The 23,691-nt window shown below is 62.2% G+C and carries 24 protein-coding genes and 2 tRNA genes; 5 read left to right on the top strand and 21 right to left on the bottom strand.

Annotated features, from left to right (window positions below; all coding sequences use genetic code 11):
* The first annotated feature begins 19 nt into the window (after positions 1-19).
* From T5B8_RS09810 to T5B8_RS09795, 4 genes are read left to right on the top strand one after another with little or no spacing between them, the layout of a single operon-like run.
* Positions 20-817 carry a quinoprotein dehydrogenase-associated SoxYZ-like carrier gene (locus tag T5B8_RS09810; protein WP_353178347.1) on the top strand — a complete coding sequence of 266 codons (798 nt, stop codon included), beginning with the start codon at positions 20-22 and terminating at the stop codon, positions 815-817.
* Positions 814-1,725 carry a quinoprotein dehydrogenase-associated putative ABC transporter substrate-binding protein gene (locus T5B8_RS09805; RefSeq protein ID WP_353178345.1) on the top strand — a complete coding sequence of 304 codons (912 nt, stop codon included), beginning with the start codon at positions 814-816 and terminating at the stop codon, positions 1,723-1,725. The genes T5B8_RS09810 and T5B8_RS09805 overlap by 4 nt, the downstream gene beginning before the upstream one ends.
* Positions 1,718-2,452 (top strand): hypothetical protein, encoded by a 735-nt coding sequence (locus tag T5B8_RS09800; RefSeq protein ID WP_353178343.1) that lies wholly within the window; start codon positions 1,718-1,720, stop codon positions 2,450-2,452. Before T5B8_RS09805 ends, T5B8_RS09800 begins: the two co-directional genes overlap by 8 nt.
* Positions 2,449-3,048, top strand: a complete 600-nt coding sequence (locus T5B8_RS09795; RefSeq protein WP_353178341.1) for a DUF3280 domain-containing protein — start codon at positions 2,449-2,451, stop codon at positions 3,046-3,048. Before T5B8_RS09800 ends, T5B8_RS09795 begins: the two co-directional genes overlap by 4 nt.
* 5 nt (positions 3,049-3,053) lie before the next feature.
* Here T5B8_RS09795 and T5B8_RS09790 read toward each other — a convergent pair whose 3' ends face one another.
* From T5B8_RS09790 to T5B8_RS09770, 5 genes are all read right to left on the bottom strand, one after another.
* On the bottom strand, positions 3,054-3,548 hold the full coding sequence (locus tag T5B8_RS09790; RefSeq protein WP_353178339.1) for a DUF302 domain-containing protein: 495 nt from the start codon (positions 3,546-3,548) through the stop codon (positions 3,054-3,056).
* 26 nt (positions 3,549-3,574) lie between these two features.
* A tRNA-Leu gene (locus tag T5B8_RS09785) sits at positions 3,575-3,661 on the bottom strand.
* A 41-nt stretch (positions 3,662-3,702) separates the two neighbouring features.
* Positions 3,703-6,270 (bottom strand): sensor domain-containing phosphodiesterase, encoded by a 2,568-nt coding sequence (locus T5B8_RS09780; protein ID WP_353178337.1) that lies wholly within the window; start codon positions 6,268-6,270, stop codon positions 3,703-3,705.
* A gap of 29 nt (positions 6,271-6,299) precedes the next feature.
* Positions 6,300-7,946, bottom strand: a complete 1,647-nt coding sequence (locus T5B8_RS09775; RefSeq protein ID WP_353178335.1) for an acetolactate synthase large subunit — start codon at positions 7,944-7,946, stop codon at positions 6,300-6,302.
* 147 nt (positions 7,947-8,093) lie between these two features.
* A complete protein-coding gene (locus T5B8_RS09770; RefSeq protein WP_353178333.1) occupies positions 8,094-8,528 on the bottom strand; it encodes a hotdog fold thioesterase in 435 nt (144 codons plus the stop codon).
* An 81-nt stretch (positions 8,529-8,609) separates the two neighbouring features.
* Here T5B8_RS09770 and gloA point away from each other — a divergent pair, with 81 nt between their 5' ends.
* Positions 8,610-9,122, top strand: coding sequence for a lactoylglutathione lyase (gloA, locus tag T5B8_RS09765; RefSeq protein ID WP_353178331.1), 513 nt, complete (start codon positions 8,610-8,612; stop codon positions 9,120-9,122).
* Positions 9,123-9,283: 161 nt separating this feature from the next.
* On the opposite strand, the gene T5B8_RS09760 is transcribed toward gloA, so the two are convergent.
* From T5B8_RS09760 to odhB, 16 genes are all read right to left on the bottom strand, one after another.
* Positions 9,284-9,359 (bottom strand) — tRNA-Lys (locus T5B8_RS09760).
* 25 nt (positions 9,360-9,384) lie between these two features.
* On the bottom strand, positions 9,385-10,095 hold the full coding sequence (gene queC / locus T5B8_RS09755) for a 7-cyano-7-deazaguanine synthase QueC (RefSeq protein ID WP_353178330.1): 711 nt from the start codon (positions 10,093-10,095) through the stop codon (positions 9,385-9,387).
* Positions 10,096-10,270: 175 nt separating this feature from the next.
* Positions 10,271-11,047 carry a tol-pal system protein YbgF gene (ybgF, locus tag T5B8_RS09750; protein WP_353178328.1) on the bottom strand — a complete coding sequence of 259 codons (777 nt, stop codon included), beginning with the start codon at positions 11,045-11,047 and terminating at the stop codon, positions 10,271-10,273.
* Between the two features lie 9 nt (positions 11,048-11,056).
* Positions 11,057-11,641: a peptidoglycan-associated lipoprotein Pal gene (pal, locus tag T5B8_RS09745; protein WP_353178326.1), complete on the bottom strand. Its 585-nt coding sequence runs from the start codon at positions 11,639-11,641 to the stop codon at positions 11,057-11,059.
* A 74-nt stretch (positions 11,642-11,715) separates the two neighbouring features.
* The gene (gene tolB / locus T5B8_RS09740) at positions 11,716-13,017 is read right to left on the bottom strand and encodes a Tol-Pal system beta propeller repeat protein TolB (protein ID WP_353178324.1); all 1,302 of its coding nucleotides are present in this window, start codon (positions 13,015-13,017) and stop codon (positions 11,716-11,718) included.
* Between the two features lie 5 nt (positions 13,018-13,022).
* A complete protein-coding gene (gene tolA, locus T5B8_RS09735; protein WP_353178322.1) occupies positions 13,023-14,138 on the bottom strand; it encodes a cell envelope integrity protein TolA in 1,116 nt (371 codons plus the stop codon).
* A 2-nt stretch (positions 14,139-14,140) separates the two neighbouring features.
* Positions 14,141-14,578, bottom strand: a complete 438-nt coding sequence (tolR, locus tag T5B8_RS09730) for a protein TolR (protein ID WP_353178320.1) — start codon at positions 14,576-14,578, stop codon at positions 14,141-14,143.
* 31 nt (positions 14,579-14,609) lie between these two features.
* Positions 14,610-15,365, bottom strand: coding sequence for a protein TolQ (tolQ, locus tag T5B8_RS09725; protein WP_353178319.1), 756 nt, complete (start codon positions 15,363-15,365; stop codon positions 14,610-14,612).
* Positions 15,362-15,778 carry a tol-pal system-associated acyl-CoA thioesterase gene (gene ybgC / locus T5B8_RS09720; protein WP_353178317.1) on the bottom strand — a complete coding sequence of 139 codons (417 nt, stop codon included), beginning with the start codon at positions 15,776-15,778 and terminating at the stop codon, positions 15,362-15,364. The genes tolQ and ybgC overlap by 4 nt, the downstream gene beginning before the upstream one ends.
* Positions 15,771-16,826 (bottom strand): Holliday junction branch migration DNA helicase RuvB, encoded by a 1,056-nt coding sequence (ruvB, locus tag T5B8_RS09715; RefSeq protein ID WP_353178315.1) that lies wholly within the window; start codon positions 16,824-16,826, stop codon positions 15,771-15,773. The genes ybgC and ruvB overlap by 8 nt, the downstream gene beginning before the upstream one ends.
* A 1-nt stretch (position 16,827) precedes the next feature.
* On the bottom strand, positions 16,828-17,451 hold the full coding sequence (gene ruvA / locus T5B8_RS09710) for a Holliday junction branch migration protein RuvA (RefSeq protein WP_353178313.1): 624 nt from the start codon (positions 17,449-17,451) through the stop codon (positions 16,828-16,830).
* Positions 17,448-17,960, bottom strand: a complete 513-nt coding sequence (gene ruvC, locus T5B8_RS09705; protein ID WP_353178312.1) for a crossover junction endodeoxyribonuclease RuvC — start codon at positions 17,958-17,960, stop codon at positions 17,448-17,450. The genes ruvA and ruvC overlap by 4 nt, the downstream gene beginning before the upstream one ends.
* A gap of 8 nt (positions 17,961-17,968) precedes the next feature.
* Positions 17,969-18,718, bottom strand: coding sequence for a YebC/PmpR family DNA-binding transcriptional regulator (locus tag T5B8_RS09700; protein ID WP_353178310.1), 750 nt, complete (start codon positions 18,716-18,718; stop codon positions 17,969-17,971).
* Positions 18,719-18,816: 98 nt separating this feature from the next.
* On the bottom strand, positions 18,817-20,814 hold the full coding sequence (locus T5B8_RS09695) for a potassium transporter Kup (protein WP_353178308.1): 1,998 nt from the start codon (positions 20,812-20,814) through the stop codon (positions 18,817-18,819).
* A gap of 7 nt (positions 20,815-20,821) precedes the next feature.
* Positions 20,822-22,258 (bottom strand): dihydrolipoyl dehydrogenase, encoded by a 1,437-nt coding sequence (gene lpdA, locus T5B8_RS09690; RefSeq protein WP_353178307.1) that lies wholly within the window; start codon positions 22,256-22,258, stop codon positions 20,822-20,824.
* A gap of 41 nt (positions 22,259-22,299) precedes the next feature.
* Complete coding sequence (gene odhB / locus T5B8_RS09685) at positions 22,300-23,631, bottom strand: 2-oxoglutarate dehydrogenase complex dihydrolipoyllysine-residue succinyltransferase (protein WP_353178305.1); 1,332 nt, start codon at positions 23,629-23,631, stop codon at positions 22,300-22,302.
* Positions 23,632-23,691 lie beyond the last annotated feature (60 nt).

Genomic DNA, 23,691 nt, shown 5'->3' with positions numbered 1-23,691 from the left:
CGTGCTGGTGGCGTGCTGCATGCACACGGCCAACGCGGACGTTCAACGTCGCGATCAGGACGAAGCGGCCTGGAAACAGCTACGTGCCGAGCATTTCGGTGAGCGCACGATCGCCGATGGCCAGGGGGTACTCGCACTCGATGCGCCCTATCGTGCCGAGGACCCGGCCGTGGTGCCGATTACCATCACCGATGAACGCGCCGGTACCGACCAGCCACCGATTCGCAAGCTATGGCTGGTCATCGACAACAACCCGGTGCCCATGTCGGCCGAATTCGAATTCGGCCCGGCTGCCCGGTCGGCCACCATCGCGATGCGGGTCCGGGTGAATTCCTATACCTACATGCGGGCGCTGGCCGAAACCGCCGACGGCCAGCTGTACATGGTCAAGCGCTACGTAAAAGCCAGCGGCGGCTGCTCAGCGCCGATCGGCCGCGATCTGGACGCCGCGCGCGAGGACATGGGGCAGATGCGCCTGCGCCGGGTACGTGTCGACGATGGCGATGCCATGCGGACCCAGCTCATGATCCGTCACCCCAATATCACCGGGCTGCAAATGGACCAGCTCACGCGTCTGGTCGAACCGGCCCATTTCGTCGATGCGATCACGATCCGCAAGGGCGACGCGCTGGTTTTCGATTCGCGCATGACCTTTTCACTGAGCGCCAACCCGAGCCTGCAATTCAATGTGGACGATACGACCGAGGGCGAACTCAAGGCCCACGTACACGACAACAAGGGCAACGAATTCGAACAAGCCTGGCCGGCCGTTGCGCCCGCGCCGCGCACCACCACAGACGATGGAACGACTTCATGATGACGAGTACTGCATTTACCCGCCGGCTTGGGGGGTTCGCGCTTTTTTCGATTCTTGCGCTGGCGGGCGTAAGCATGACCGCTGCAGCCGACGATCGCAGCGTTGAAAACCCCGCGGCCGAGGCGCTACGCGTGTGCGCCGACCCCAGCAACATGCCGTTTTCCAACGACAAGCGGGAAGGCTTCGAAAATCGTATTGCCGCCCTGTTCGGCGAAAAACTCGGTGTGCCTGTTGAATACACCTGGATGCCCGAGCAGATGGGTTTCGGGCGCAATACCCTCAAGCGCTGGCTGCCGGACAAGAATCGCTATGCCTGCGATTTGATCATCAGCGTGGGCAGTGCCTTCGAAGTGGGCAAGACGACCCTGCCCTATTATCGATCGACCTACACGCTGGCCTATGTCAAAGGCCATGGGCTGGATTCGATCGAAAAGCCTGCCGATCTACTCGATCTGCCGGCCGCGAAGAAACAGGATCTGCGTATCGGCGTATTCACCGGCTCGCCGGCCGGGGACTGGATCATCCAGCACGGCATGATCGGTCAGATCGTCAGCTATCGCGCCCAATCCGGCGGCTATGACTCCGATCCGGCCGACATGGTGTCCAAGGATCTGGTCAACGGCGATATCGATATCGCCGTCGTCTGGGGGCCGATCGCCGGCTACTACGCAAAACAGATCGACAGCGTCGATATCGCCGTCGTACCGTTTTCGCGTGAAGACGGGCCCCTATTCGATTTCCCCGTATCCATGGGGGTGCGTTATGGCAACGATGCCTGGCTGAATACGGTCCAGCAGCTCATCGACGACAACCACGATGAAATCGTCGCCATCCTCGACGACTACGGCGTGCCACGGGTACCGCTGCGCGAGGTCGACCGCCACGTACAAGAAGACGACGATGATTGAATTGCCCTGCCCCCGCCTGTTGCAGCGTGGCGTTGTTGCGCTCCTGCTCATGTTCGGCGCCAGCGCGCTGGCGGCACAATCCGGCTCCGGCAACGAAAACGACGCCACGTTTTCGAAAGCGAACCGTCTGTTGTTCATGACCGATCATCTACAGGGTCTGAACACGCCCGCCCGGCTTGAATACAAGTTCGTCCACCAAGATGGCGACACGGCAGACGAAGACACGGACTATACCGACCACGTCGATCTGCAGATCGACGTGGGCGAACAAAACGGCAAGCACGTGCGTGTGGATTTTCTAAGCGGCGATCGGCATCGCTATATGCCCGATATCGACAACGCCCGCGGCAATCCCGTGATCATGATGTTTCTGCAAAACGACGTCACCGAGCTGGCCCGGCGTACCGGCGGGAGCTGGCGCTATTTTCAGCGCCGCGTGAAGTTCGCGCTCGAGGACGCTGCAACGGTTAGCCGAGCGCGCGCCACGTACGACGGCAAACCCATCGATGTCGAACGTATCGAACTCACGCCGTACGCGGGCGAACAGGATCACCGCGATGACGTGGCACAAGCGCTGGCACGGCGTTATACCTTTTTGTTATCCGACGCGGTGCCCGGTGGCGTGCTCGAGCTACGCGCGCAAACACCCGCGGCCGACGGCCGACCCGCCGTATCCGATCGCCTGACCCTCGATGCCACGGCTACGCGTACGGGTGTGGCGCAATGAGAAAACGCCGCCGGTGGCTGTGGATACCGGCGGCGATCCTGATCGGCTGGTGCGCGCTTGCCAGTGCGACTGAACGACCGTCGGGCCCTGCGAGGACATTGCTGGTACTGCCCTTCGACATGGTCGATACCAGCCTTCAAGGGGATATGAACCACGGCCCGCTCGCTGCCGATGTCGCCCGCCTACGGCGCACCGAGGCGATCGTGCATCGCGCGCTGGCCGCACAAACCGATTTCACGCTCGTCGATGCGCAAGGCATCGAAAGCGCGATCGCCGACGCCCAGCAAAGTTATCGCTATCTGTATGCCTGTAACGGCTGCGAGATCGATCTGGGGCGTGCGGCTGGCGCCGATCTGGTAATGACCGGCTGGGTGCAAAAAGTCAGCAACCTCATCATCAATATCAACGCCACGCTCTACGACGTACAACGCGGCGAGGCGGTCGGTGGTGCGTCGGTCGACATGCGCGGCAATACCGACCCTACCTGGCGTGCGGCTGCCCTCTATCTCGTCAATCACAGCCTGCCGGCGAACTATCATTCCCGCCAGGCGGCCCAGGCAAAACAGCCGGATCGGCAGGCAACCGCGGCTGAGTGAAGCCGCTAATCCTGCGGTGGGTTCGCGGGCGCGACAATCGGCACGACGGCCGCATCCACAATGGCGCGGATATGCGTGTTGATTTCGCCGGCGAGCGCATTGAACTGCGCCTCGTGCGTGTCGGTCGGCAATAACCAGCTCGCGACATGCACGCGAGTGCCCTTGTCGAACACCGCGATGCGACAGGGCATGTAAAGAATAAGATCGGGATCGATCGCAATCACGCGCCGGGCATATTCGAGATTGCAGAAATGCACGATCGTGGCATCGCCAAAGTCCGCATGGCCGCGCTGGCGAATGGCCTGGCCGATTTCATTACGCGCGGTAATGGCGAAATTGTGTTGGCCGATCGCCTGTTCCAGATCCAGCACCACATCGACGAAGGCCTTGTCGGCTGGCGCCGCGCGATCGTAGTGGCCGCGCGGCCCCGCAGTAGCCGTTGCCAGCACGGCCAGCACGAAGAACAGGGTAATACCGATTCCGGCCTGGCGTGCACGCATGCGACAGCCTGTAAGTGCGCGAGCGATGGTGCCGTCGGAGGGACTTGAACCCCCACAGCCTCTCGGCTACTAGGACCTAAACCTAGCGTGTCTACCAATTCCACCACGACGGCGTGGCCGCTATGCTAACCGATCATGGCGCCATGCGCAGCCCCTAGAGCGCAGGCGGCACGCCGGTTTCCAATAGTGCCGCTATGGGCATCGGCCGGGCCAGATAATAACCTTGTACGAACTCGACACTGTGTTCGGCCAGCCAGCGATACTGGCGCCGTGTTTCCACGCCTTCGGCGACCACGTGCAGGCCCAGATCGTGGCCGAGGCGGATGATCGCCTGAATGGTGCGTTCGTCGCGGTTGTCGGTGCCGATCCCGTTAATGAAGTCACGGTCGATCTTGAGCACATCGACCGGCAGATACTTGAGATACGCCAGCGACGAATACCCGGTGCCGAAATCGTCGAGGGCGATGAACACACCGAGCGCGTGCAACTGCTCGAGCACCGCCGCGGCATGCACGCGATCGCGCATGACCGCTGTTTCGGTAACCTCGATACACAAGCGATCCGGGCGCAGTCCGGACTGTTCGAGTACCTCATGGACCATATCCACGACACGGGGATCCATGAGCGTGAGCGCGGACATGTTCACTGACACGCGCACCGGCCCGATCGTGTCCCGCCAATCGACCGCGGCCTGGCAACCCTCGCTGAGCGCGCGCCGGTCGAGATCGACCACCAGCCCGCTTTCTTCGGCCAGGGCAATGAAGTCATCCGGCGCGATCGCACCCAACTGCGGATGTTGCCAGCGCATGAGCGCTTCGACCGCACTCCAGGCGTCATTGCGTACGACAGCCCGAATCGGTTGGTAGCACAGCGAGAGTTCGCTGCTGGTCAGCGCCTTGCGCAAATCGTCCTCGAGCAGGCGGTCGTCTTTTATTCGGCTCGAATGGGCGAGTTCGTAACGGCAATGGCGCGTACTGGCGCGACCCGCTCGGCGCAGAGCCAGCCCCGCGCAACGTGACAGGTCCTTGAAGTTGACCGCATCGCGTGGTGCCTGGGCGCTACCGCTACGCACACTCAGCTGAATACGATCCTGATCGGCACAGAAGGTGCGGTGGAAGGCCGCGTTGGCGCTCGCGATCACGTGCTCGAGCGATTCGGCTTTCTGGTCGAACAGCAGGCCGATTTCGAGACCGTTAAGTACCCGCGCGAGCAACACATCGCGGTGTTTGAATGCCGCGGTCAGGCGTTGCCCGATTTCACGGATGATGCCTTCGGCTACGTGATAGCCATGACTATCGAGAATGCGTTCCCAGCGCTCGACTTTCAGCAGTACGAACGACAGTTGTCGATCGGCCTGTACGCTGTCCACGAGCATGCGCTCGGCGCTATCGCGCAGCAGATTGCTGTTCGCAAGGCCCGTGAGCGGGTCGTAATACGCCAGCCGTTCCATTTCATCGCGCTGGGCGACCAGTTCGCTGATATCGCGCAGGCGCACGGTAATGGCCTCGTGACCGCCCTCGCCGGCCCGAACCATCGACAACTGCACGATCACCCAATGGCCACTTGCGTGTTTGAGCCGGCGCTCGCCACATAGGTGGTGGCCGGTCTGCCGAGTCAGCATCAGATCATGCTCGATACCGGCCGCGGCATGAGTTTCGCTCAAGTCCTGCAGGGTCAGCAGCGCGTGCTGGTCGTGCGTATACCCCAACATCCGGCGAAAGCCTTCATCGGTATCGAGAATACGACCGCGCGCATCGACATGAAACAGGCTCTCGCCCGTGCTGGCGAAGGTGGTTTCGTAACGGCTGCGCACTTCGGCGATTTGGCGCCCGAGCTCTAGCTGTTGGGCGAAATCGCCGATATGCCAGATCAGATACGGTTCGTGTCGACTGTCGCCGCCCTGCATTTGTACGTTGACCGCGACGTCCAACGACTGTCCGTCGACGCCCGGCAGCGCGAGTGTGCCGCTCCATACGCCGACCCGCCCCAAATCGGCGAAAACGCGCTCACGCAAGCGTGATTGGCCGCTCGCAGCGAGCAGATCTTGCATGGCGCGCTTGCCAAGCGGCTCGTCGGGCGCCAGGCCGAGGGCGTGACGCGCGGCCGGATTCAGATATTCGAGCGTTCCCTTGGGCGTGGACAACGCGATCGCGTCCTGGGCGGCATCGACCACCTGGCGAAAACGCCGATCGTCGCTTTGTGTGGCGCGCTCGCGCGCGCGCTCGATCGTGGTTGCGATGATCGCGGCGAAACGCCGGGCCCATGTATTTTCAAAACCGCGCCACTGGCGCACGCGGTGATGTTCGTGACACAGCACGCCCACGAGCTGGCCGCGCACGACGATCGCCGCATCCAGCATGGCCACGATCGAACGCTCTTCGAGATAGTCGGCGAACAGATCCCGCGACGCCGGCGACAACGCGGCCGCATCGGTCATGCAGAACGTGCCGGTTCGATCGAGTGAGGCGATGTAATCGTGTTGCGGCGACACATCCAGTACGAGGCGCCCCGCGATCTCGCGCCGATGCGGATGAACATGGATCTGATTCAGACGCCGCAGATCGCGCCCGAACAGCCAGACCGATACACGTGCGACATCAAGTAGCTCGGCGGCCGCACGGCAGAGCTCGGGTAATAGCGCGGCGAGATCGTCGAACGACCGGGCCTCGATCGCGCGCAGTGCGCCCGGCCGTGACGAGGGCTGATCGTCAGCGTGCATCATGCCCACGCGCTCACGATGGCCCGTCCCGTTCAGCCGTCGAGCACAGCGCGATCGACATGGTGCTCCACATCGAGCTCGCTGTTCACGCTGTAGTCGATCGGACAGTCCACGAGCACCACGCCGCCGTGTTCATACGCCCGCGTGAGCACATCGCCTAAACGGTCGCCCGCCTCGACGCGTATGCCGCGCGCGCCATAGGCCTCGGCATACGCCACGAAGTCGGGGTTACCAAACCCCATGCCGAAGTTATCGAAGCCGGCGCCGGCCTGTTTCCAGCGGATGAAGCCGTAGCCGTCGTCGCGTACGAGCAGGACCACCAGGTCCAGACCCAGCCGGACCGCGGTTTCCATATCCTGGCTGTTCATCATGAACCCGCCGTCGCCACAAATCGCCAGCACGCGGCGGTCGCCGTGCACCATCTTGGCTGCCATCGCTGCTGCAAGTCCGGCACCCATGCTCGCCAGCGCGTTGTCCAGCAGCACGGTATTGTGCTCGAAGGCCGGGTACGCGCGTGCGAACCAGATCTTGTAGATGCCGTTATCGAGACTGATGATGTCACGCCGGCCCATGACCTCGCGTACCTCGCGCACGATGCGCTGCGGGGTGGGCGGAAAGCTGTCGGCCGGCTCGTTTTCGTGCAGCAGCGTATTGACGTGGTCACGCAAACGGCCCAGGCGCGTGGTATCGAAGTGCGTACCGTCGAGTCGCGCGCGCAAACTCTTGAGCGTATTGGAAATATCGCCGATTACTTCGTGGGCGGGACTGTAGTACTCGTCCGGATCGGCGGGCACGAAGTCGATATGCAGAATCGCCTTGCTCTTGTCCGCGTTCCAGACCGCGGGCGGGTATTCGACCACGTCGTAGCCCAGCGTAATGACCAGATCCGCCTCGTCGATCGCGCTATGCACATAGTCGTGCTTGTGAATGCCCATGCAGAACAGGCTCTGCGGATGATCGTCGGCCAGTACGCCCTTGCCCATCTGGGTGCCGATCGCGAACAGACCGGTCGCCTCGACAAAGGCCTGCAGCTGCTCGGTAATACGTTTACGGTTGGCGCCCGCGGAATAGACGATGATCGGCTGGCGCGCGGCGCGAATCATGTCCGCAGCCTGCTCGGTGGCCTGGTCGTCGGCATTGGGTCGGCGTAGCGTCACCCGTTGCTGGGCAACGCTGGGTTCGATCTGTTCGCCGGCGATATCTTCGGGCAGTTCCAGATGCACCGCACCCGGGCGTTCGCTCTCGGCCACCTTGAATGCGTGGCGTACACAGCGCGGGATGACACCGCTATCGGTGACCGAGTAGTTCCATTTGGTCAACGGCTTGAAGGTGTCCACCACATCGATAAGCTGGAACTTGCCCTGGCGATTGTCGCGCAGCGCTTTCTGGCCGGTGATGGCAAACAAGGGCATGCCGCCCAGCTGGGCATAGGCGATGCCGGTCAGCAGATTGGTCGCACCCGGCCCCAGCGTCGACAGACACACGCCAGCTCGCCCGGTCAGGCGTCCGTAGGTGGCCGCCATGAAGGCCGCGTGTTGCTCATGCCGGGTCACTACCAGGTCGATATCGCTGTTTCTGAGCGATTCGAGCAGGTCGAGATTTTCCTCGCCCGGTACGCCAAACACGTATTCGACGCCTTCTTCCTCGAGGCAGCGAACGAAAAGATCGGATGCTTTCAAACTACTTCCCCCTAGTGTTCTATCCCGACTATAGCCTATTGCGATCGATCGCGGTGGTTGCGCCAGACCTTTATGGCACAAGGGCTGCAGCCCGACGCTGACACCTCGCGCAGCGCAGGCGCGCCAGGACCCGGTTCATCCGCCGCGTCAGCTATCCGGCGCGGCGACCACGGCCACGGTCAGACGCGATACACAGAGATGTCGGTCGTGATCGTCGAACAGGTCGGTCTGCCATACATGCGTGCTCCGGCCCACCCGAATGGGGGTGCACCGTGCACGCACGATGCCCGACGAGGCGCCGCGCAAATGGCTGGCGTTGATCTCGATACCCACGCATACGAACTTGTCGCGGTCCACGCACATGTTGGCCGCGACGCTGCCCATGGATTCCGACACCGCACAGGACACGCCGCCATGCAGCAGGCCGAAGGGCTGGCGGGTTCGCTCGTCGATTTCGAAGCGGGCTTCGATCATGTCGTCGGTGACATCCGTATATACCAGCCCCAGCCGCGAGATCATGTCGCGCTCGTTGACCGCGTTCAGACGATCCAGTGTCATCGGCCCGTACCAGTACTTCGACATCGGCAATCTCCTGTTTCATGTCATCGGGTAGCTCGTGCATAGTACAGGCCACGCATTCCCTTCAAAGGCAAGACCCAGACAATGACATTCAATACGCAAGACGGCCCCGGCGTGCACACCGAGGTGCCCAGCGAAACCGAAGGCTTCATCTTCAACCACACGATGGTGCGCATCGTCGATCCCGAAGCCTCCCTGGCCTTCTATACCAAGGTCTTCGGTATGCGCCTGCTACGCACGGTCGACATGCCCGAAGGCGAGTTCACGCTCTACTTCCTGGCCTGTACCGGCAGCGATGACGTACCGCAGGACAAGGATGCCCGTGCCCAATACGTCAGTGGCCGTGAAGGCGTGCTCGAACTCACCCATAACTGGGGTACCGAGAAAGATCCGAACGCGCGCTATCACAACGGTAACGACGAACCGCAGGGCTATGGCCATATCTGCTTTACGGTGCCGGACCTGCAGGCCGCCTGCGAATGGATGGACGCCAATGGCGTGACCTTCAAGAAACGCCCCGAGGATGGGCGCATGAGCCATATCGCGTTCGTTCTGGACCCAGACGGCTACTGGATCGAACTGGTCGGGCGCAAATAGGCGAGCAGCCACGGCGGTCGTCACCTCCGACCGCCGTGCGCCTTGCACGCGCGACGCAATGCACGTTGATCATGATCAGGTGCTTGGGCACGCTAGCGTTTTCGCAGGCCCTGCGCGCCTGGGCCAGACACAAAAAAACCCGCTGTCGAAGCGGGTTGAATTGGTGGGCCGTGCAGGATTCGAACCTGCGACCAATTGATTAAAAGTCAACTGCTCTACCAACTGAGCTAACGGCCCGTATTGGGCGCGCATCATACCCGATTCATTCCGGAAAATCAGCGCCCGATTGATAAATTGTCGGATCGGGCACCTGTGCCTGGGCAAAACCGGCCTGACGAAGTCGGCAGGCGTCGCAACGACCGCAGGCCCGGCCCTGTGCATCGGCCTGATAACAGGACACGGTACGCGCGTAGTCGACACCCAGCGCGTGGCCTTTCAGAATGATCTCGGCCTTGCTGAGATCGATCAATGGCGTTTCGATCGCAATGCGTTGCCCGTCCTGTACGCTAGCTTTCGTGGCCAGCTGGGCCATGCGCTCGAATGCGGCGATGAATTCCGGCCGGCAGTCCGGATAGCCGGAATAGTCGACCGCGTTCACGCCGATATAAATCGCCTCGGCACCGAGTACCTCCGCCCAGCCCAGCGCAATCGATAGAAACACCGTATTGCGTGCCGGCACATAAGTGGCAGGAATCGTATCGCTCGGCGCTTCGGGAACCGCGATCGTGTCATCGGTGAGCGCCGAACCACCCATGCCATCGAAATCCAGGCGTACGCACTTGTGATCGGCGATCCAGGGGTGTGCCTGCACAGAGGCGCGGGCTGCTGCCAGTTCGGCCGTATGGCGCTGGCCATAGTCGAAGCTCAACGCATAGCAATCGTAGCCGTCGGCCCTCGCCTGGGCCAGACAGGTGGTCGAGTCCAGACCGCCGGAAAACAGTACGACGGCCCGCGGGGATGCGGACTGTGTCATGGGCGCTATCCGCACGCGCGGCGCGGTCGTTGTTCGAATGGAAATAGCCAGCCAGGCGACATGGCGCCGCCGCCACACTCGACCCAAACGGTGAGGTGGCGATGATCACATGGCCTGCACGCGCCGCCGAGGGCTGGCGATTTCAGCCAGCCCGCAGCAATTACGCGAAGGCGCGTTAGTCGTCGATTTGTTCGAGACGTTTGCGCGCCATATCGGCGACGTTGCTGTTCGGATACTGATCGACCACGCGCTTGAGCGTCCCGTAGGCGTTATCGGTTTCGCCACGTTCGTCCTGGATCACGCCAATCTTGTAGAGCGAGCCGGGCACCTTGTCGCTCGCGCGAAAGCGATTGACGACGGTCTGGAATGCCTCCAGCGATGCATCGTAATTACGCTTGACGTAATTCGCTTCACCCAGCCAGTACCAGGCGTTGTCGCTATAGCTGCTTTCCGGGTTCTGCTGGAGAAACCCCTTGAACGCACCGATCGCGGCATCGTAGTCGCCCGCCTTGAGCTTGTCGAAAGCCGCGGTATAGGCTTTTTCGACCGCGGGATCCTGGCTGACCGTGCCGTAGTCGGCCGCGTTGTCGCTCGCGCCGTTACTACTGCTACCGGTATCGCCCGTGGCAGCACCGGTGGCGCCGCCACCTTCAAGCGCGCTCAGGCGTTTGTCGAGGTTTTCGTAGAGATCGCGTTGGCCCTGCTCGTTCTGGCGTAGCTGATACTTGAGCGTATCGACCTGGCCCTGCAGATCGCGAACTTCGGACTGCAGTCGCTGAATATCCTGAAACAGGGAAAACAGATTGGGCCCGCCGTTGTTGCCGGCCTGCGCGAGCATGATGGACTGTTGCTGCGCGGCGTCCGCCGACCCGGCCAACGCCGGCCGGGAGGTCATCCCGGCCGACGTGGCTACGGCAAACGTCACCAGCGCTATCGGTAGTGCGTGACGCATGATGGCTACTTACTTGGTGTAGATGAACTCGACACGACGGTTCTTCGAATAGGCTGACTCGGTCGAGCCGAGCTCGGCCGGGCGTTCTTCGCCGAAGGACAGCGTCGACAGCTGGCTTGCGCTCGCGCCCGACAGTTCCAGGGCCTGCTGTACCGATTCGGCACGCCGCTCGCCCAGCGCCACGTTGTACTCGCGGGTACCACGTTCGTCGGTATGGCCTTCCAGGCGCAGCTTCACATTGGGATGCTGGCTCAGGTAACGGCCATGGGCCTGAATGGCCTGAGAAAACCGCGACGGAATGGTGCTCTGGTCGAGATCGAAATAGATGATGCGCGTGGACAACGGGTTGTTTGGGTCCATGAACATCGAGCGATCGGCCGGGTCGATACCTTCCAGCCCGCGCACGTCGATATCGCGGCCCGAATTCATGCCCATGCCGCGATCGCCGCTGTCATCCATGCCGCCGGCAGCCGGCAGGTCGTCGCCATCGCGCAGATTCTTGTTACCGCCACAGGCAGCCAGCACGAGCATGGCGGCCATGAGTAGCGCGATCAGCGAAAATCGCTGCCCCATCTTGTTGGTCATGTTATTCATTTTCTAAAAAACTCCTTGTGGACTGGTTGGCCCGAGGTATTCGAGCCCTTTGTCTGGTCAATCGAACCGGTGATCTAGTAGCCGAGCGGACCCCAGGCCGGCTCACGCACTTCGCCGCTTTGCGAAAGACGCGAGCGGGTCTGGCCGTCGGTGGATACGGTCGCCAATTCGTTGTTGCGGCCCTGGCGGGCATAGATGATGGCTTGGCCGTTCGGCGCGAAATCCGGGCCGTCGTCGAGCGGGCCGTCGCTTACGATACGGATATTATTATTCTGCAGGTCCATAACTGCAATACGGAATCCGTTGCCGCTTTTCTGAACCATCGCCATCTGATTGCCATCCGGCGAATAGGTGGCGCGCTGGTTGCTGTCGCCTTCGAAAGTCAGCCGCTGAACCTGGCTGCCGTCACTGCGCATCTGGTAGACCTGCGGCTTGCCGCCACGATCGGAGGTAAACGCGATATGACGCCCGTCGGCCGACCAGGCAGCCTCGGTATCGATGGCGCCATTATTGGTCAGCTGGGTGAGCTGATTGGTGCTCAGATCGTAGCTGTAAATATCCGGATTGCCCCGGTAGGACAGCGTCATGGCCAGATGCCGACCATCGGGCGACCACGCTGGCGCACCGTTGATGCCCTCGCGCGAGGAGATCTCGCGAATATTGCCCGTGGCCAGATCCTGCACACGCAGACTGCTGCGGCCACGATTGATATCGAAGGCCACGTAGGCCAGCTTGGTGCCATCCGGCGACCAGGCCGGCGACATGATCGGGTCGCGCGAGGAATAAACGGTGGCCGGGTTCTTGCCGTCGTAATCCGACACGATCAGGCGATAGCGCAGCGCGCCGTTCTCCTTTGCCATGGTGATATAGGCGATCCGGGACAGGAAATAGCCTTTTTCGCCGACGAATTTCTCATAGATCAGGTTGGCCACGGTATGGGCTGCGTCGCGCAGTTCGTTGCGCCCGGCGTTGATCTGGAAACTGGCAATCGACTTGCCCTGATAGACATCCAGCAGATCGAAGGTGATGCGATAGCCACCCTGCCCGTTCGCGGCGGCCGAGCCCACCACCAGGTTATCGACCGACGAACTGCGCCAGGTCTGGTAGTTGACCTCGTTCGGGTTGGTCGGCGTTTCGGCCATATTGCGTCGTTCGGTCACATCGAACAGGCCGGTGGACTCGAGATCATCGCTGGCCACCTGGGCCACATCCACCGGTAGCGCACCGCCGCTGCTGCCGAACGGCGCGATCGCGATCGGAATCGCGCTTTGCGAGCTGTCGGTAATATCGACTTGCAGTGCAGCCTGTGCAGGGGCGACCGCGGCGAGCGTGAGCGCAATCAGCGCGGCAACGGCCGCATGGGTTCTAGCAAGCATGTGTTTCATTGGTCCGGCTCGAAATTGAACTCGATTTCAGAAGAAAAGACGCTGTCCGAGGGCGCACGCGGTAGCGGGTCGGATTTGCGAATCGCCTGTTCGACCGAGCGATCGACCGCTGCATTGCCGCAGGAGCCCAGCAGTCGAAAGCCCGTAATCTGGCCGCCCGGCAACTGTTTAACCCGTACTTTACAGGAAATATTGCGCACACCCGGCGGACGTAGCCAGTTTGATTCGACGCGATCCTTGATCGCCTGAATATAGGCGCCCAGCGCCTGGGAGTTCGCCGCGTTGCGCCGCCCCGCGGCTTCCTGTTGCATCGCCTCGCGCATCGCGGCTTCGCGCGCGGCCTGTTCCGCCGCCGCGCGCCGCTGTGCCTCGGCGCGTGCCTTGCGTGCTGCCTCTTCGCGCGCCTGTTTTTCGGCTGCGGCCTTGCGGGCCGCGGCTTCGCGCGCCTTGCGCTCGGCTTCGGCCTTGGCCTGGCGTGCCGCTTCGGCTTTGGCCTGCTTTTCGGCCTCGGCTTTCTTGCGAGCCGCCTCTGCCTCGGCCTTGCGTTTGGCCTCCGCTTTGGCCTGGGCGGCCGCTTCGGCTTGACGTTTGGCTTCAGCCTCGGCTTTGGCTTTGCGTTCGGCTTCTGCCTTGGCCTTGCGTTCGGCTTCGGCTTTGCGGGCCGCCTCGGCTTTCGCCTTGCGCTGTGCTTCAGCTTTGCGTGCGGCTTCAGCCTCGGCCTCGCGTTTTGCTTCGGCTTTTTCTTGCGCCGCCTTTTCCTCTGCCGCTTTCTGCTGGGCGGCCTGCGCTTTTTCCGCCGCAGCTTTTTCCGCAGCAGCCTTCTCGGCGGCGGCCTTTTCTGCGGCTTCCTGCTCGGCTTTTTCTGCCGCCTGATCCTGTTCGGGTTCCGGCTCGGGCTCCGGTTCGGCCGCCGGTGATACCGGCTCGGGCATATCGGTATTTACCGCGTCCGGGTTGACCACGGTCGCATTGACGATTTTCTGGCCGTGATTACCACGCGAAGACGCATCGGTGACGAAGTTCACGCCCACGATCAGCAACAGGGCGATCAATACATGCAGGCCAATCGCAAGGAGCACCGCACGCCAGTTCTGCGTGAATGTCTGCCACATCGTCAGCGGTCGCTCGCGCTATCGTCGATGTTGTCGGTCAGCAGCCCAACCTGCTCGGCACCCGCGCGCTGCAGCAACACCATGCCGCGCACGACGTTGCCATAGCTACCCGAACCGTCGCCCTTGACCGCCACCGGTGCATCGGGGCGCTCGCGAATGACGCGCGCGGCGATATCGGTGACCTCGTCGCTGGAGAGCGGCTCGTCCGGATTGGCGCCCACGTTGAGATACAACTCGCCGTCGCGCGTGACCGACAACACGATCGGGTCGTTGTCCTCTGTATCCAGCGCTTGCGCCGCCGCGTCCGGCAAATCGACCTCGACGCCAGTGGTCAGCAACGGCGCGGTGACCATGAAGATGATGAGCAGCACCAGCATCACGTCGATATAAGGCACGACGTTGATCTCGCTGGCCAGGCGACGTTTTCCTCGAATAGACATAGTCAGTGGTTCCGAAGACAGGCGGCGCTATTCAAAGCTCGGGCGGCGTACGCGTGGGCTCGGGGGCCGGGCGCGGCTTTTCCGCAGCAGCGCGGGGCGCCGGCGAGGCCGCGTTCATGCCGCGTTCGACGATGCCGGCCATTTCTTCCATGAACGTCTGGAAACGATTTTCGATGAAATCGACCTTGTTGCTGAAGAAGTTGTACGCCACAACCGCGGGAATGGCAGCAAACAGACCCATGGCGGTGGCGATCAACGCCTCGGCGATACCCGGCGCGACCATGGACAGGCTCGCCTGCTTGACGTTGCCGAGTGCGATAAAGGCACTCATGATGCCCCAGACCGTGCCGAACAAGCCGACATAGGGGCTGATCGAACCAATCGTGGCCAGCATGGCCAGCCCGCGTTCGAGGCGCTCGAGCTCGCGCGACAGTGCGACCCGCATGGCGCGCTGTACCGAGGGCACGATTTCGTGTGGTGCGGCCTGGCCGGCATTGCGCTGGCGGCGCAGTTCGTCGTAGCCGTTCTTGAATAGCGAGGGCATTCCGCGACTGGTATCGGCCTGGGCCTGGGTCTCGGCGTAGATGTCCTTGAGATTGCCCCCCGACCAGAAGCGATCCTCGAACCATTCCATGTCGTTCTGGGTCTGGGCCAGCAGGCGCCGCTTGCTGAATATCACGATCCAGGAGGCAATGGACGCCAACAACAAAGCCAGCATGACGAGTTTGACGAGCAGGCTTGCCTGCATGACCAGCCCCCACAGGGACATGTCCGTCGCAACGTTCATTGCATCTCCTTTTGCAATAAATCCGGCAGCGCGCAAGGCCGGAAATCGGGAATTCTGACACAGGCTACGGTGAATCGTGCCTTAATAAGCAAGGTATTTTCGCGCTCGATGGTCTGCTCGAAAATGATTCGGGCCCGCCGGCGCTCGGCCACGCGGGTGACCACTTCGATTTCGTCATCCAGACGTGCCGGCGACTTGAACTGCAGATTGGCGTCGGCCAGCGTAAAGGCAATACCGTGGCGCTCGGCGAGCACGCGATGGCTGTGCCCCTGCGCCTCCAGCCAGCAGGTGCGCGCACGTTCCAGATACTTCAGATAATTGGCGTGATAGACCACGCCGCTGGCGTCGGTGTCTTCGTAGAACACGCGTACGCGATAGCGCAGCGCATCGTTGGCGGCAGCGGTTTCAGACATCGTTTGGCGTATCGTTGAACAGATCCGGTGCGTCGGTCGCGCGTGGCGCGGGCTGCGGCAAGCCGAAATGACGATAGCTGGCCTGGGTGGCCTGGCGACCGCGCGGGGTGCGCATCATGAACCCCTGTTGAATCAGATAGGGTTCGATGACGTCTTCGATGGTTTCACGGGCTTCGCCGATGGCCGCGGCGAGGCTTTCCACGCCCACCGGGCCGCCATCGAATTTTTCCAGCAGCGCGCCCAGCAGCTTGCGATCCATGAGATCGAAGCCGTTGTCGTCGACCTTGAGCATGTCCATGGCGGCACGGGCGACCGCGTGGCTGATCCGGCCGTCGGCGCGCACCTCGGCATAGTCGCGCACCCGGCGCAACAGCCGGTTGGCCACACGCGGCGTGCCCCGCGCCCGACGTGCGATTTCAGCCGCGCCCTCGCTATCGATCGATACATCGAGAATGCTCGCCGAGCGCTCGACGATATGGGCCAGGTCGCTGTGCGAATAGAATTCCAGGCGCTGGGCGATGCCGAAGCGATCGCGCAGCGGCGAAGTCAGCGCGCCCGCGCGCGTGGTGGCCCCGACCAGCGTGAACGCCGGCAGATCGAGCTTGATCGAACGCGCCGCTGGGCCTTCGCCGATGACGATATCGATCTGGTAATCCTCGAGCGCGGGATAGAGTACTTCCTCGACCACCGGCGACAGCCGATGGATTTCGTCGATGAACAGTACGTCGTTGGGTTCGAGATTGGTCAGCAAGGCCGCCAGATCGCCCGGGCGTTCGAGCACCGGGCCCGACGTCTGACGAAATCCCACCTGCATTTCGTTGGCGATGACATGGGCGAGCGTGGTCTTGCCCAGACCGGGCGGGCCGAAGATCAATACATGATCGAGCGCTTCGCCGCGGGCACGCGCTGCACTGACGAAAATTTCCATCTGCTCGCGCACGCTGGCCTGGCCGATGTATTCGGCCAGCCCGCGTGGGCGCAGCGCCCGGTCGAAACGGCCTTCGTCGCCCTGGGTACTGGCACCGATCAGGCGTTCCGACTCCTGCATATCAGCGCACCGCCCGGCGCAGGGCTTCGCGAATCAGTGCCTCACTATCCAGACCCTCGGCATCGATACCCTTGAGCAGGCGATCCGATTCGGCCGGTTTGTAGCCCAGCGAGGTCAGCGCCTGGCGTGCGACCGACTGGGCATCACCTGCCCCGCCGGCGCTCGTCGACGCCGGGGCCAGTGCCGGGGCGATCGCACTACCGGAGAGCTTGTCGCGCATTTCCACGATCAGGCGCGCGGCGGTCTTCTTGCCGACCCCGGGCAGCCCGGTCAGACGCGCGGTATCGTCGGCTTCGATCGTGGCCACGAAATCGGCCACGCTCATGCCGGAAAGTACGGTCAAGGCGAGTTTTGCACCCACGCCGGAAACCTTGATCAGCTCGCGAAACAGGCTGCGCTCCTCGGCGGTGGCAAACCCGTAGAGCAGCATGGCGTCTTCACGCACGACCATCTGCGTAAGCAGGGTGACTTCGCCCTCCCCCGCGCCACTGTTCGGGCGCCGGCCTTCACCCAGGGTAAAGAAGGTCGACAGCGGCGCTTCGACCTCGTAACCGACACCGCCCACATCGATGACCAGACGCGGCGGCTGTTTTTCGATGATGCGTCCGCGCAGCTGTCCGATCATGCCCGGCGTCCTGTCGTATTGGCCGCGATCTGCATGCGCGCGGCACTGCGGCTGTGGTGGATATGGCATACCGCCACGCCGGCAGCGTCCGCGGCATCGGCCTGTAGCAATGTATTCACGCCCAGCAGTACGCGCACCATATGCTGAATCTGTTGTTTGTCGGCATGGCCGCGCCCGACGATGGCCTGCTTGATCTGAGTCGGCGTGTACTCGGCGATGGGCAGGCCGCGCGCGGCACCGGCACAGATCGCAGCGCCCCGGGCCTGGCCCAGCTTGAGCGCGCTCGCTGCATTGCGCGAGACAAACACGTCTTCGATAGCCATTTCATCCGGGCGGTATTCGTCGATCACCGCGCTCAGGCGTTCGAATATCAGCCCCAGACGCACGGCAAAAGCCGCACGGGGCAGGCGAATACAGTCGATCACGATCGAGCGCGGCTGGGCGCCGCCGTCCACCACCGCAAACCCGGTGACTGTCGACCCCGGATCGATACCCAGAACCCGTGCCATAGCGTGCGTCAGGCGGGCGCGCCGGAGAGCGTCTGTTCGTCGAGTTCGGCGTTGCTGTAGACGTTCTGTACGTCGTCGAGATCCTCCAGCGCATCGAGCAGCTTGAGACAACTCTCGGCATCCTCGCCCTGCAGTTCGACCGTGGTCGCCGGGCGCATGGTCACGTCCGCGGCATCGGGCGCGAAGCCGGCGGCCTCGACCGCGGCCTTGACCGTGTTGTAATCGTCCGGTGCCGTGAGCACGTCGAAAGAGCCGTCTTCGTATTCGACCAGATCCTCCGCGCCGGCCTCCAGCGCCGGGGCGAGCACGTCTTCGTCGTCGTTGTCCGGCCCGTAGGTCAGTACGCCCTTGCGGTCGAACAGATAGGCCACCGAGCCGTCGGCACCCAGATTGCCGCCATTGCGGTTGAAGGTGTAGCGCACTTCCGAAACGGTACGGTTCTTGTTGTCGGTCATGCAGTCGACCATGATCGCCACACCGTTCGGGCCATAGCCTTCGTAACGAATTTCTTCGTAGTTATCGCCCTGGCCATCGCCGGTGCCGCGTTTGACCGCCCGCTCGATATTATCCTTGGGCATGTTCGCGGCCAGGGCCTTGTCCCAGGCCAGCCGCAGGCGCGGATTATCGTTGGGATCGCCCCCGCCCATACGGGCCGCGACGGTGATCTCGCGAATGATCTTGGTAAAAATCTTACCGCGTTTTTTATCCTGGGCGTTCTTGCGGTGCTGAATATTCGCCCATTTACTATGGCCTGCCATAATGCCTCGTCGTTGCGCTGCAAACCGTGCGGGGATTCTACCAGCCGCGACGCCGACCCGGCGGTCTGTCGCCGTGTCCAGGCCGCCGCCGCTGTAGCTCAGATTTCGATCTGAATACCGAGTTCGATTACGCGTTCGGGGGGGATTCGATAATAAGAGGTCGCGCGCGTCGCATTGAGCGACATGAAAGCGAACATATGCTCGCGCCACACCATCATGCCCGGCACTTCACTGGTCGGGATGAGCGATTCGCGACCGACATAGAAGGTGGTCTGATCCAGATCCACATCGAGGCCGAATTCACCGGCGAAGCGCAGCGCCACGGGCACGTTGCTTGCCTGCATGAAGCCGTAGTAGACCTGCACGCGATAGACCCCGTGCCCCAGATCGTCGATCTTCAGGCGTTCTGCCGCGGGCACCCGTGGCACGTCCAGTATATTGACCGTGAGCAGGATGACCTGTTCATGGAGCACGCGGTTATGACGCAGATGATGCAGCAGCATCGGCGGCGTCTTGGTCGTGGCCTCGGTCATGAACACGGCCGTGCCGTCGATGCGCATGGGCAGTTCGTCGAGCGACTCAATGAACTCTTCGAGCGGCTCGGTATCCTCCTGGAGCTGCTGGCCGACCAGCTGGCGCCCGCGCCGCCAGGTACCCATGATGAAAAAGATCACACCGGCCACGAGCAGCGGATACCAGCCGCCATCGGGCACCTTGAACAGGTTCGCGCCCAGAAAGGCGAGATCGACCATAAGCAACGCTGCGGCGATCGCGCCGGCCACGCGCGGGAACCAGCCCCAGCGATAGGCCACGAAAAACGCCAGGATGGTGGTGATCACCATATCCATGGAGACCGCCACGCCGTAGGCGGCGGCCAGATTGCTCGATGACTGAAATCCCAGTACCAGACCGATGGTCGCCACCATCAGAATCCAGTTCATGAACGGGATATACACCTGGCCGTAGGACTCGTGCGAAGTCTGAACGATATTCAGTCGCGGAAGCTGGCCCAGTTGTACCGCCTGGCGGGTCAGCGAAAACACGCCGGATATCACCGCCTGGGAGGCAATGACGGTCGCCAGCGTGGCGATGCCGACCACCGGGTACAGCGCCCAGTCGGGCGCCATCTGATAAAACGGTTGGGTGATGTCGGCGTTTTCGAGCATCATCGCGCCCTGGCCGAAATAATTCAGCAACAAGGCCGGCAGCACGAGAAAGAACCAGGCCAGCCGGATGGGCGCCAGGCCGAAATGACCCATATCCGCATAGAGCGCCTCGCCGCCGGTGACCACCAGAAATACCGTGCCCAGCACGAGAAAACCGGCCAGGCCATTGTCGGCGAAGAAGTGGATCGCATAGAGCGGATTGATCGCGGCGAACACACCCGGATGCTGCACGATGCCATTGATGCCGAGCAGCCCCAGCACGACGAACCAGGTCATCATGACCGGTCCGAATAACGAACCCACCGACGCCGTACCGCGCTTCTGGATAAGAAACAGCCCGATCAGAATGGCGATGGTGATAGGCACGATATAGGGCTTGAAGGCCGGTGTGGCCACTTCCAGCCCCTCGATCGCGCTCAATACCGAAATGGCCGGCGTGATGGTGCCGTCGCCATACAATAGCGCCGCGCCGAACAGGCCCAGCAACATCAGGATATAACGACGGCTCTTTTTTTCCGTCTTCCAGGGATTGAGCAGCGCCACGAGCGCGATGATGCCGCCCTCGCCGTTGTTGCTTGCCCGCATGACCACGGCCAGGTACTTGATCGAGATCACGATGATCAACGACCAGAACAGCAGCGATAGCACCCCGAAGATATTGGCCGGCACGACGGAAATGCCGTCGTGCGAGTAGAACGCCTCGCGCAGTGCATAGATCGGACTGGTACCGATATCGCCATAGACGATACCGAGTGCGGCCAGGCACAGAAACGGCAACGACTGCTTATTCTTGCCGTTACCGTTTCCGTTTCCGTCGCCGTGCCCGTCGGCACTGTCGCTCGAACCGTTGCCGCCCGAGGTGTCGGACTCCTTGCCCGCTGCGTTCTTGCTGCCTTTGGCGAGCGAGCGGTCTTCTTCCTCGGCGGTCATTCGGCGATTACTTCTTGCGTTTCGGCGGGAAGTGAATCGGTCGCCCGTCCACCGCGAGCGCGGTTTCGTGAACCGTTTCACCCAGCGTCGGATGGCCGTGAATGATGCGCGCGATATCTTCGCTGGAGGCCTTGTACTCCATGGCCACGACCATTTCCTGGACCAGCTCGGAGACGTAGGGGCCGATCATGTGCACGCCGAGAATCTCGTCGGTTTTGGCATCGGCGATCATCTTGACGAAACCGCCCTGCTGGCCCAGCGCCTTGGCGCGACCATTGGCGCTGAACGGCACCTGACCCACACGATATTCGGTGCCGGCGGCTTTGACCTGCGCTTCACTCTTGCCGACCCACGCCATTTCGGGATGCGTGTAGACCACCGACGGAATGACATCGTAGTTCAGGTGCGGCTTCTGACCGGCCAGAATCTCGGCCACGGCCACGCCCTCTTCCATGCCCTTGTGGGCAAGCATCGGGTTACCGATGACATCGCCGACCGCATACACGCCCGGCAGGCTGGTACGGAAGTTGTCGTTGACGTCGACGAAACCCTTGTCGTCGAGTTCCACGCGCGCGCCCTTGGCACACAGATCCTTCGTATGCGGGCGTCGACCCACCGCCACGATCAGGCGATCGAAGGTCACGCTATGCGATTCATCGCCCTGCGTGTACTTGACGTCGACGCCCTTTTTGCCAGCCTTGGCCTCGGTCACGCGTGCGCCGAGCTGAATATCCAGGCCCTGCTTCTTGAACGACTTCAGCCCTTCCTTGGCCACATCGCGATCGGCGATCGGCATGAATTCGTCGACCGCTTCCAGCAGCGTCACATCACTGCCCAGCCGCGACCAGACACTGCCCAGTTCCACGCCGATATAACCGGCGCCGATCACGCCCAGCTTTTTCGGCACCTCATCGAACTCGAGCGCGCCCCAGGAATCGACGATGTGCTCGCCGTCGAAGGGGGCGATATCCAGCTCCACCGGCTCGGAGCCGGCGGCAATGATGATGTTCTTGGCGGTGAAGGTTTCTTCCTTGCCGTCATGGCTGACGAACAGGACCTCGCCGGAGTCCACCACCTGGCCACTGCCGGCAAACGACTTCACGCCGTTGGCCTTGAACAGCCCGGAGATGCCGCCGGTCAGCTGTGACACCACGCCGGCCTTGCGCTTTTGCATCTGGGCAAGATCGAGTTCGACCTTGCTTGTCTTGATGCCGTGATCGGCAAACTCGTGGTTGGCGCGATCGTAGAGTTCACTGGACTCCAGCAATGCCTTGGACGGGATACACCCGGCGTTCAGACAGGTTCCACCCAGCGACGGCTTGTCGTTGAGGTCCAGCCATTTGTCGATACATGCGACGTCCATGCCCAGCTGGGCTGCACGAATGGCAGCCACATAGCCAGCGGGGCCTGCGCCGATGACGACGACATCGAATTCCTTGCTCATGCTTTTCCTTGCAATAACGTGTAGCGGTTACGAATACGGCGCTATACCTGCAGCAGTAACCGGGCCGGATCTTCGATGAGTTCCTCGATCGTACGCAGGAACAGCACCGCGTCGCGGCCATCAATCAGACGGTGGTCATAGGACAGCGCAAGCTGCATCACCGGCCGGATCACGATCTCGCCATCGACCACCACCGGCTTTTCGTTGGTGGCATGCATGCCGAGAATCGCGGCCTGCGGCGGATTGATGATCGGCGTGGACAACAGCGAGCCGAACACGCCACCGTTGGTGATGGTGAAGGTGCCGCCACTCATTTCATCCATGGTGACCTTGCCCTGCTGCGCGCGCTGGCCCAGATCACGAATCGTGGACTCGATCTGTGCATACGACTGCTGGTCGGCGTCACGCAGCACCGGCACGAGCAGCCCGCGCGGCGAGGAGACCGCCACGCCAATATCGTAGAAGCCGTGATAGACGATATCGCCTTCGTCGATCGAGGCATTGACGATCGGGAAGCGCTTGAGCGCTTCGACCGCGGCCTTGACGAAGAACGACATGAAGCCAAGACGAACTTCGTGGTCCTTCTCGAACTTCTCCTTGTACTGATTACGCAGCTCCATGACCGCTTTCATGTCGACCTCGTTGAAGGTCGTGAGCATGGCGGTGTTCTGGCTGGCATCGAGCAGGCGCTCGGCGATGCGCTGGCGAATACGCGTCATCGGCACGCGCTGTTCCGTGCGCTCGCTGGGCGCATCGGCCAGGGCCTGACGATCGGCCTGTTCCGATACCGCCTGTTCTTCGCGCTCGGAACCGGAGTCGTCGCGGGCCGCGGGTTTGTCTTCGCGCTTTTCACCCTGGTTGTCGATCGCCTTCTGGACGTCGGCCTTGGTGATTCGGCCATCCTTGCCGGTGCCGTCGACATCGCGCGCAGCGACATCGTTTTCGTCCATCAGCTTCTTGGCGGCAGGACTGGCCACGGGTTCGTCGTCGCTATCGGACTTGTCGGCCTTGTCGTCTTCGGCGGACTTGTCCTCGTCCTGATCTTTGTCCTTGTCCTCGGCGTCGTCGTTGGTGTCGGCCTTGGACTCGTCGGCGGCATCGTCACCGTCGTCGTCATCGCCGGCATCGGCGCCATCGCCTTCCTCGACGATTGCCAGCACGTCGCCGGCCTTGACCGTATCGCCGGCCGAAACCTTGATTTCAGCGAGCACACCGGCAGAGGTGGAAGGCACTTCGAGAACGACCTTGTCGGTCTCGAGGTCGACGAGATTCTCGTCGCGGCCGACCTTGTCGCCCTTGTTTTTCTGCCATTCACCCACGGTGGCTTCACTGACGGATTCCGGAAGCTCCGGGACTTTGACTTCTGTGGCCATGCTTGTCGTTTCCTAACTTGTCGAGATCGTTGGCGTGAGTCCGCGTACTAGCCCGCGGCC

The sequence above is a fragment of the Salinisphaera sp. T5B8 genome (assembly GCF_040361255.1).
In the GTDB taxonomy this organism is placed as follows: Bacteria; Pseudomonadota; Gammaproteobacteria; order Nevskiales; family Salinisphaeraceae; genus Salinisphaera.
The sequence above is the reverse complement of the archived record's forward strand: the minus strand, read 5'-3'. Positions and strand labels throughout refer to the sequence as shown.

Coding starts and splice junctions, on each gene's coding strand:
- T5B8_RS09810 (WP_353178347.1), top strand. CDS start 20: ATGCACACGGCCAACGCGGACGTTCAACGTCGCGATCAGGACGAAGCG.
- T5B8_RS09780 (WP_353178337.1), bottom strand. CDS start 6,270: ATGATGCACGCTGACGATCAGCCCTCGTCACGGCCGGGCGCACTGCGC.
- T5B8_RS09695 (WP_353178308.1), bottom strand. CDS start 20,814: ATGACCGCCGAGGAAGAAGACCGCTCGCTCGCCAAAGGCAGCAAGAAC.
- lpdA (WP_353178307.1), bottom strand. CDS start 22,258: ATGAGCAAGGAATTCGATGTCGTCGTCATCGGCGCAGGCCCCGCTGGC.
- tolB (WP_353178324.1), bottom strand. CDS start 13,017: ATGCTTGCTAGAACCCATGCGGCCGTTGCCGCGCTGATTGCGCTCACG.
- gloA (WP_353178331.1), top strand. CDS start 8,610: ATGACATTCAATACGCAAGACGGCCCCGGCGTGCACACCGAGGTGCCC.
- ybgF (WP_353178328.1), bottom strand. CDS start 11,047: ATGCGTCACGCACTACCGATAGCGCTGGTGACGTTTGCCGTAGCCACG.
- T5B8_RS09805 (WP_353178345.1), top strand. CDS start 814: ATGATGACGAGTACTGCATTTACCCGCCGGCTTGGGGGGTTCGCGCTT.
- ruvC (WP_353178312.1), bottom strand. CDS start 17,960: ATGGCACGGGTTCTGGGTATCGATCCGGGGTCGACAGTCACCGGGTTT.
- ybgC (WP_353178317.1), bottom strand. CDS start 15,778: ATGTCTGAAACCGCTGCCGCCAACGATGCGCTGCGCTATCGCGTACGC.
- tolQ (WP_353178319.1), bottom strand. CDS start 15,365: ATGAACGTTGCGACGGACATGTCCCTGTGGGGGCTGGTCATGCAGGCA.
- pal (WP_353178326.1), bottom strand. CDS start 11,641: ATGAATAACATGACCAACAAGATGGGGCAGCGATTTTCGCTGATCGCG.
- odhB (WP_353178305.1), bottom strand. CDS start 23,631: ATGGCCACAGAAGTCAAAGTCCCGGAGCTTCCGGAATCCGTCAGTGAA.
- tolR (WP_353178320.1), bottom strand. CDS start 14,578: ATGTCTATTCGAGGAAAACGTCGCCTGGCCAGCGAGATCAACGTCGTG.
- T5B8_RS09800 (WP_353178343.1), top strand. CDS start 1,718: ATGATTGAATTGCCCTGCCCCCGCCTGTTGCAGCGTGGCGTTGTTGCG.
- queC (WP_353178330.1), bottom strand. CDS start 10,095: ATGACACAGTCCGCATCCCCGCGGGCCGTCGTACTGTTTTCCGGCGGT.
- T5B8_RS09770 (WP_353178333.1), bottom strand. CDS start 8,528: ATGTCGAAGTACTGGTACGGGCCGATGACACTGGATCGTCTGAACGCG.
- ruvB (WP_353178315.1), bottom strand. CDS start 16,826: ATGCAGGAGTCGGAACGCCTGATCGGTGCCAGTACCCAGGGCGACGAA.
- T5B8_RS09790 (WP_353178339.1), bottom strand. CDS start 3,548: ATGCGTGCACGCCAGGCCGGAATCGGTATTACCCTGTTCTTCGTGCTG.
- T5B8_RS09700 (WP_353178310.1), bottom strand. CDS start 18,718: ATGGCAGGCCATAGTAAATGGGCGAATATTCAGCACCGCAAGAACGCC.
- tolA (WP_353178322.1), bottom strand. CDS start 14,138: ATGTGGCAGACATTCACGCAGAACTGGCGTGCGGTGCTCCTTGCGATT.
- T5B8_RS09795 (WP_353178341.1), top strand. CDS start 2,449: ATGAGAAAACGCCGCCGGTGGCTGTGGATACCGGCGGCGATCCTGATC.
- ruvA (WP_353178313.1), bottom strand. CDS start 17,451: ATGATCGGACAGCTGCGCGGACGCATCATCGAAAAACAGCCGCCGCGT.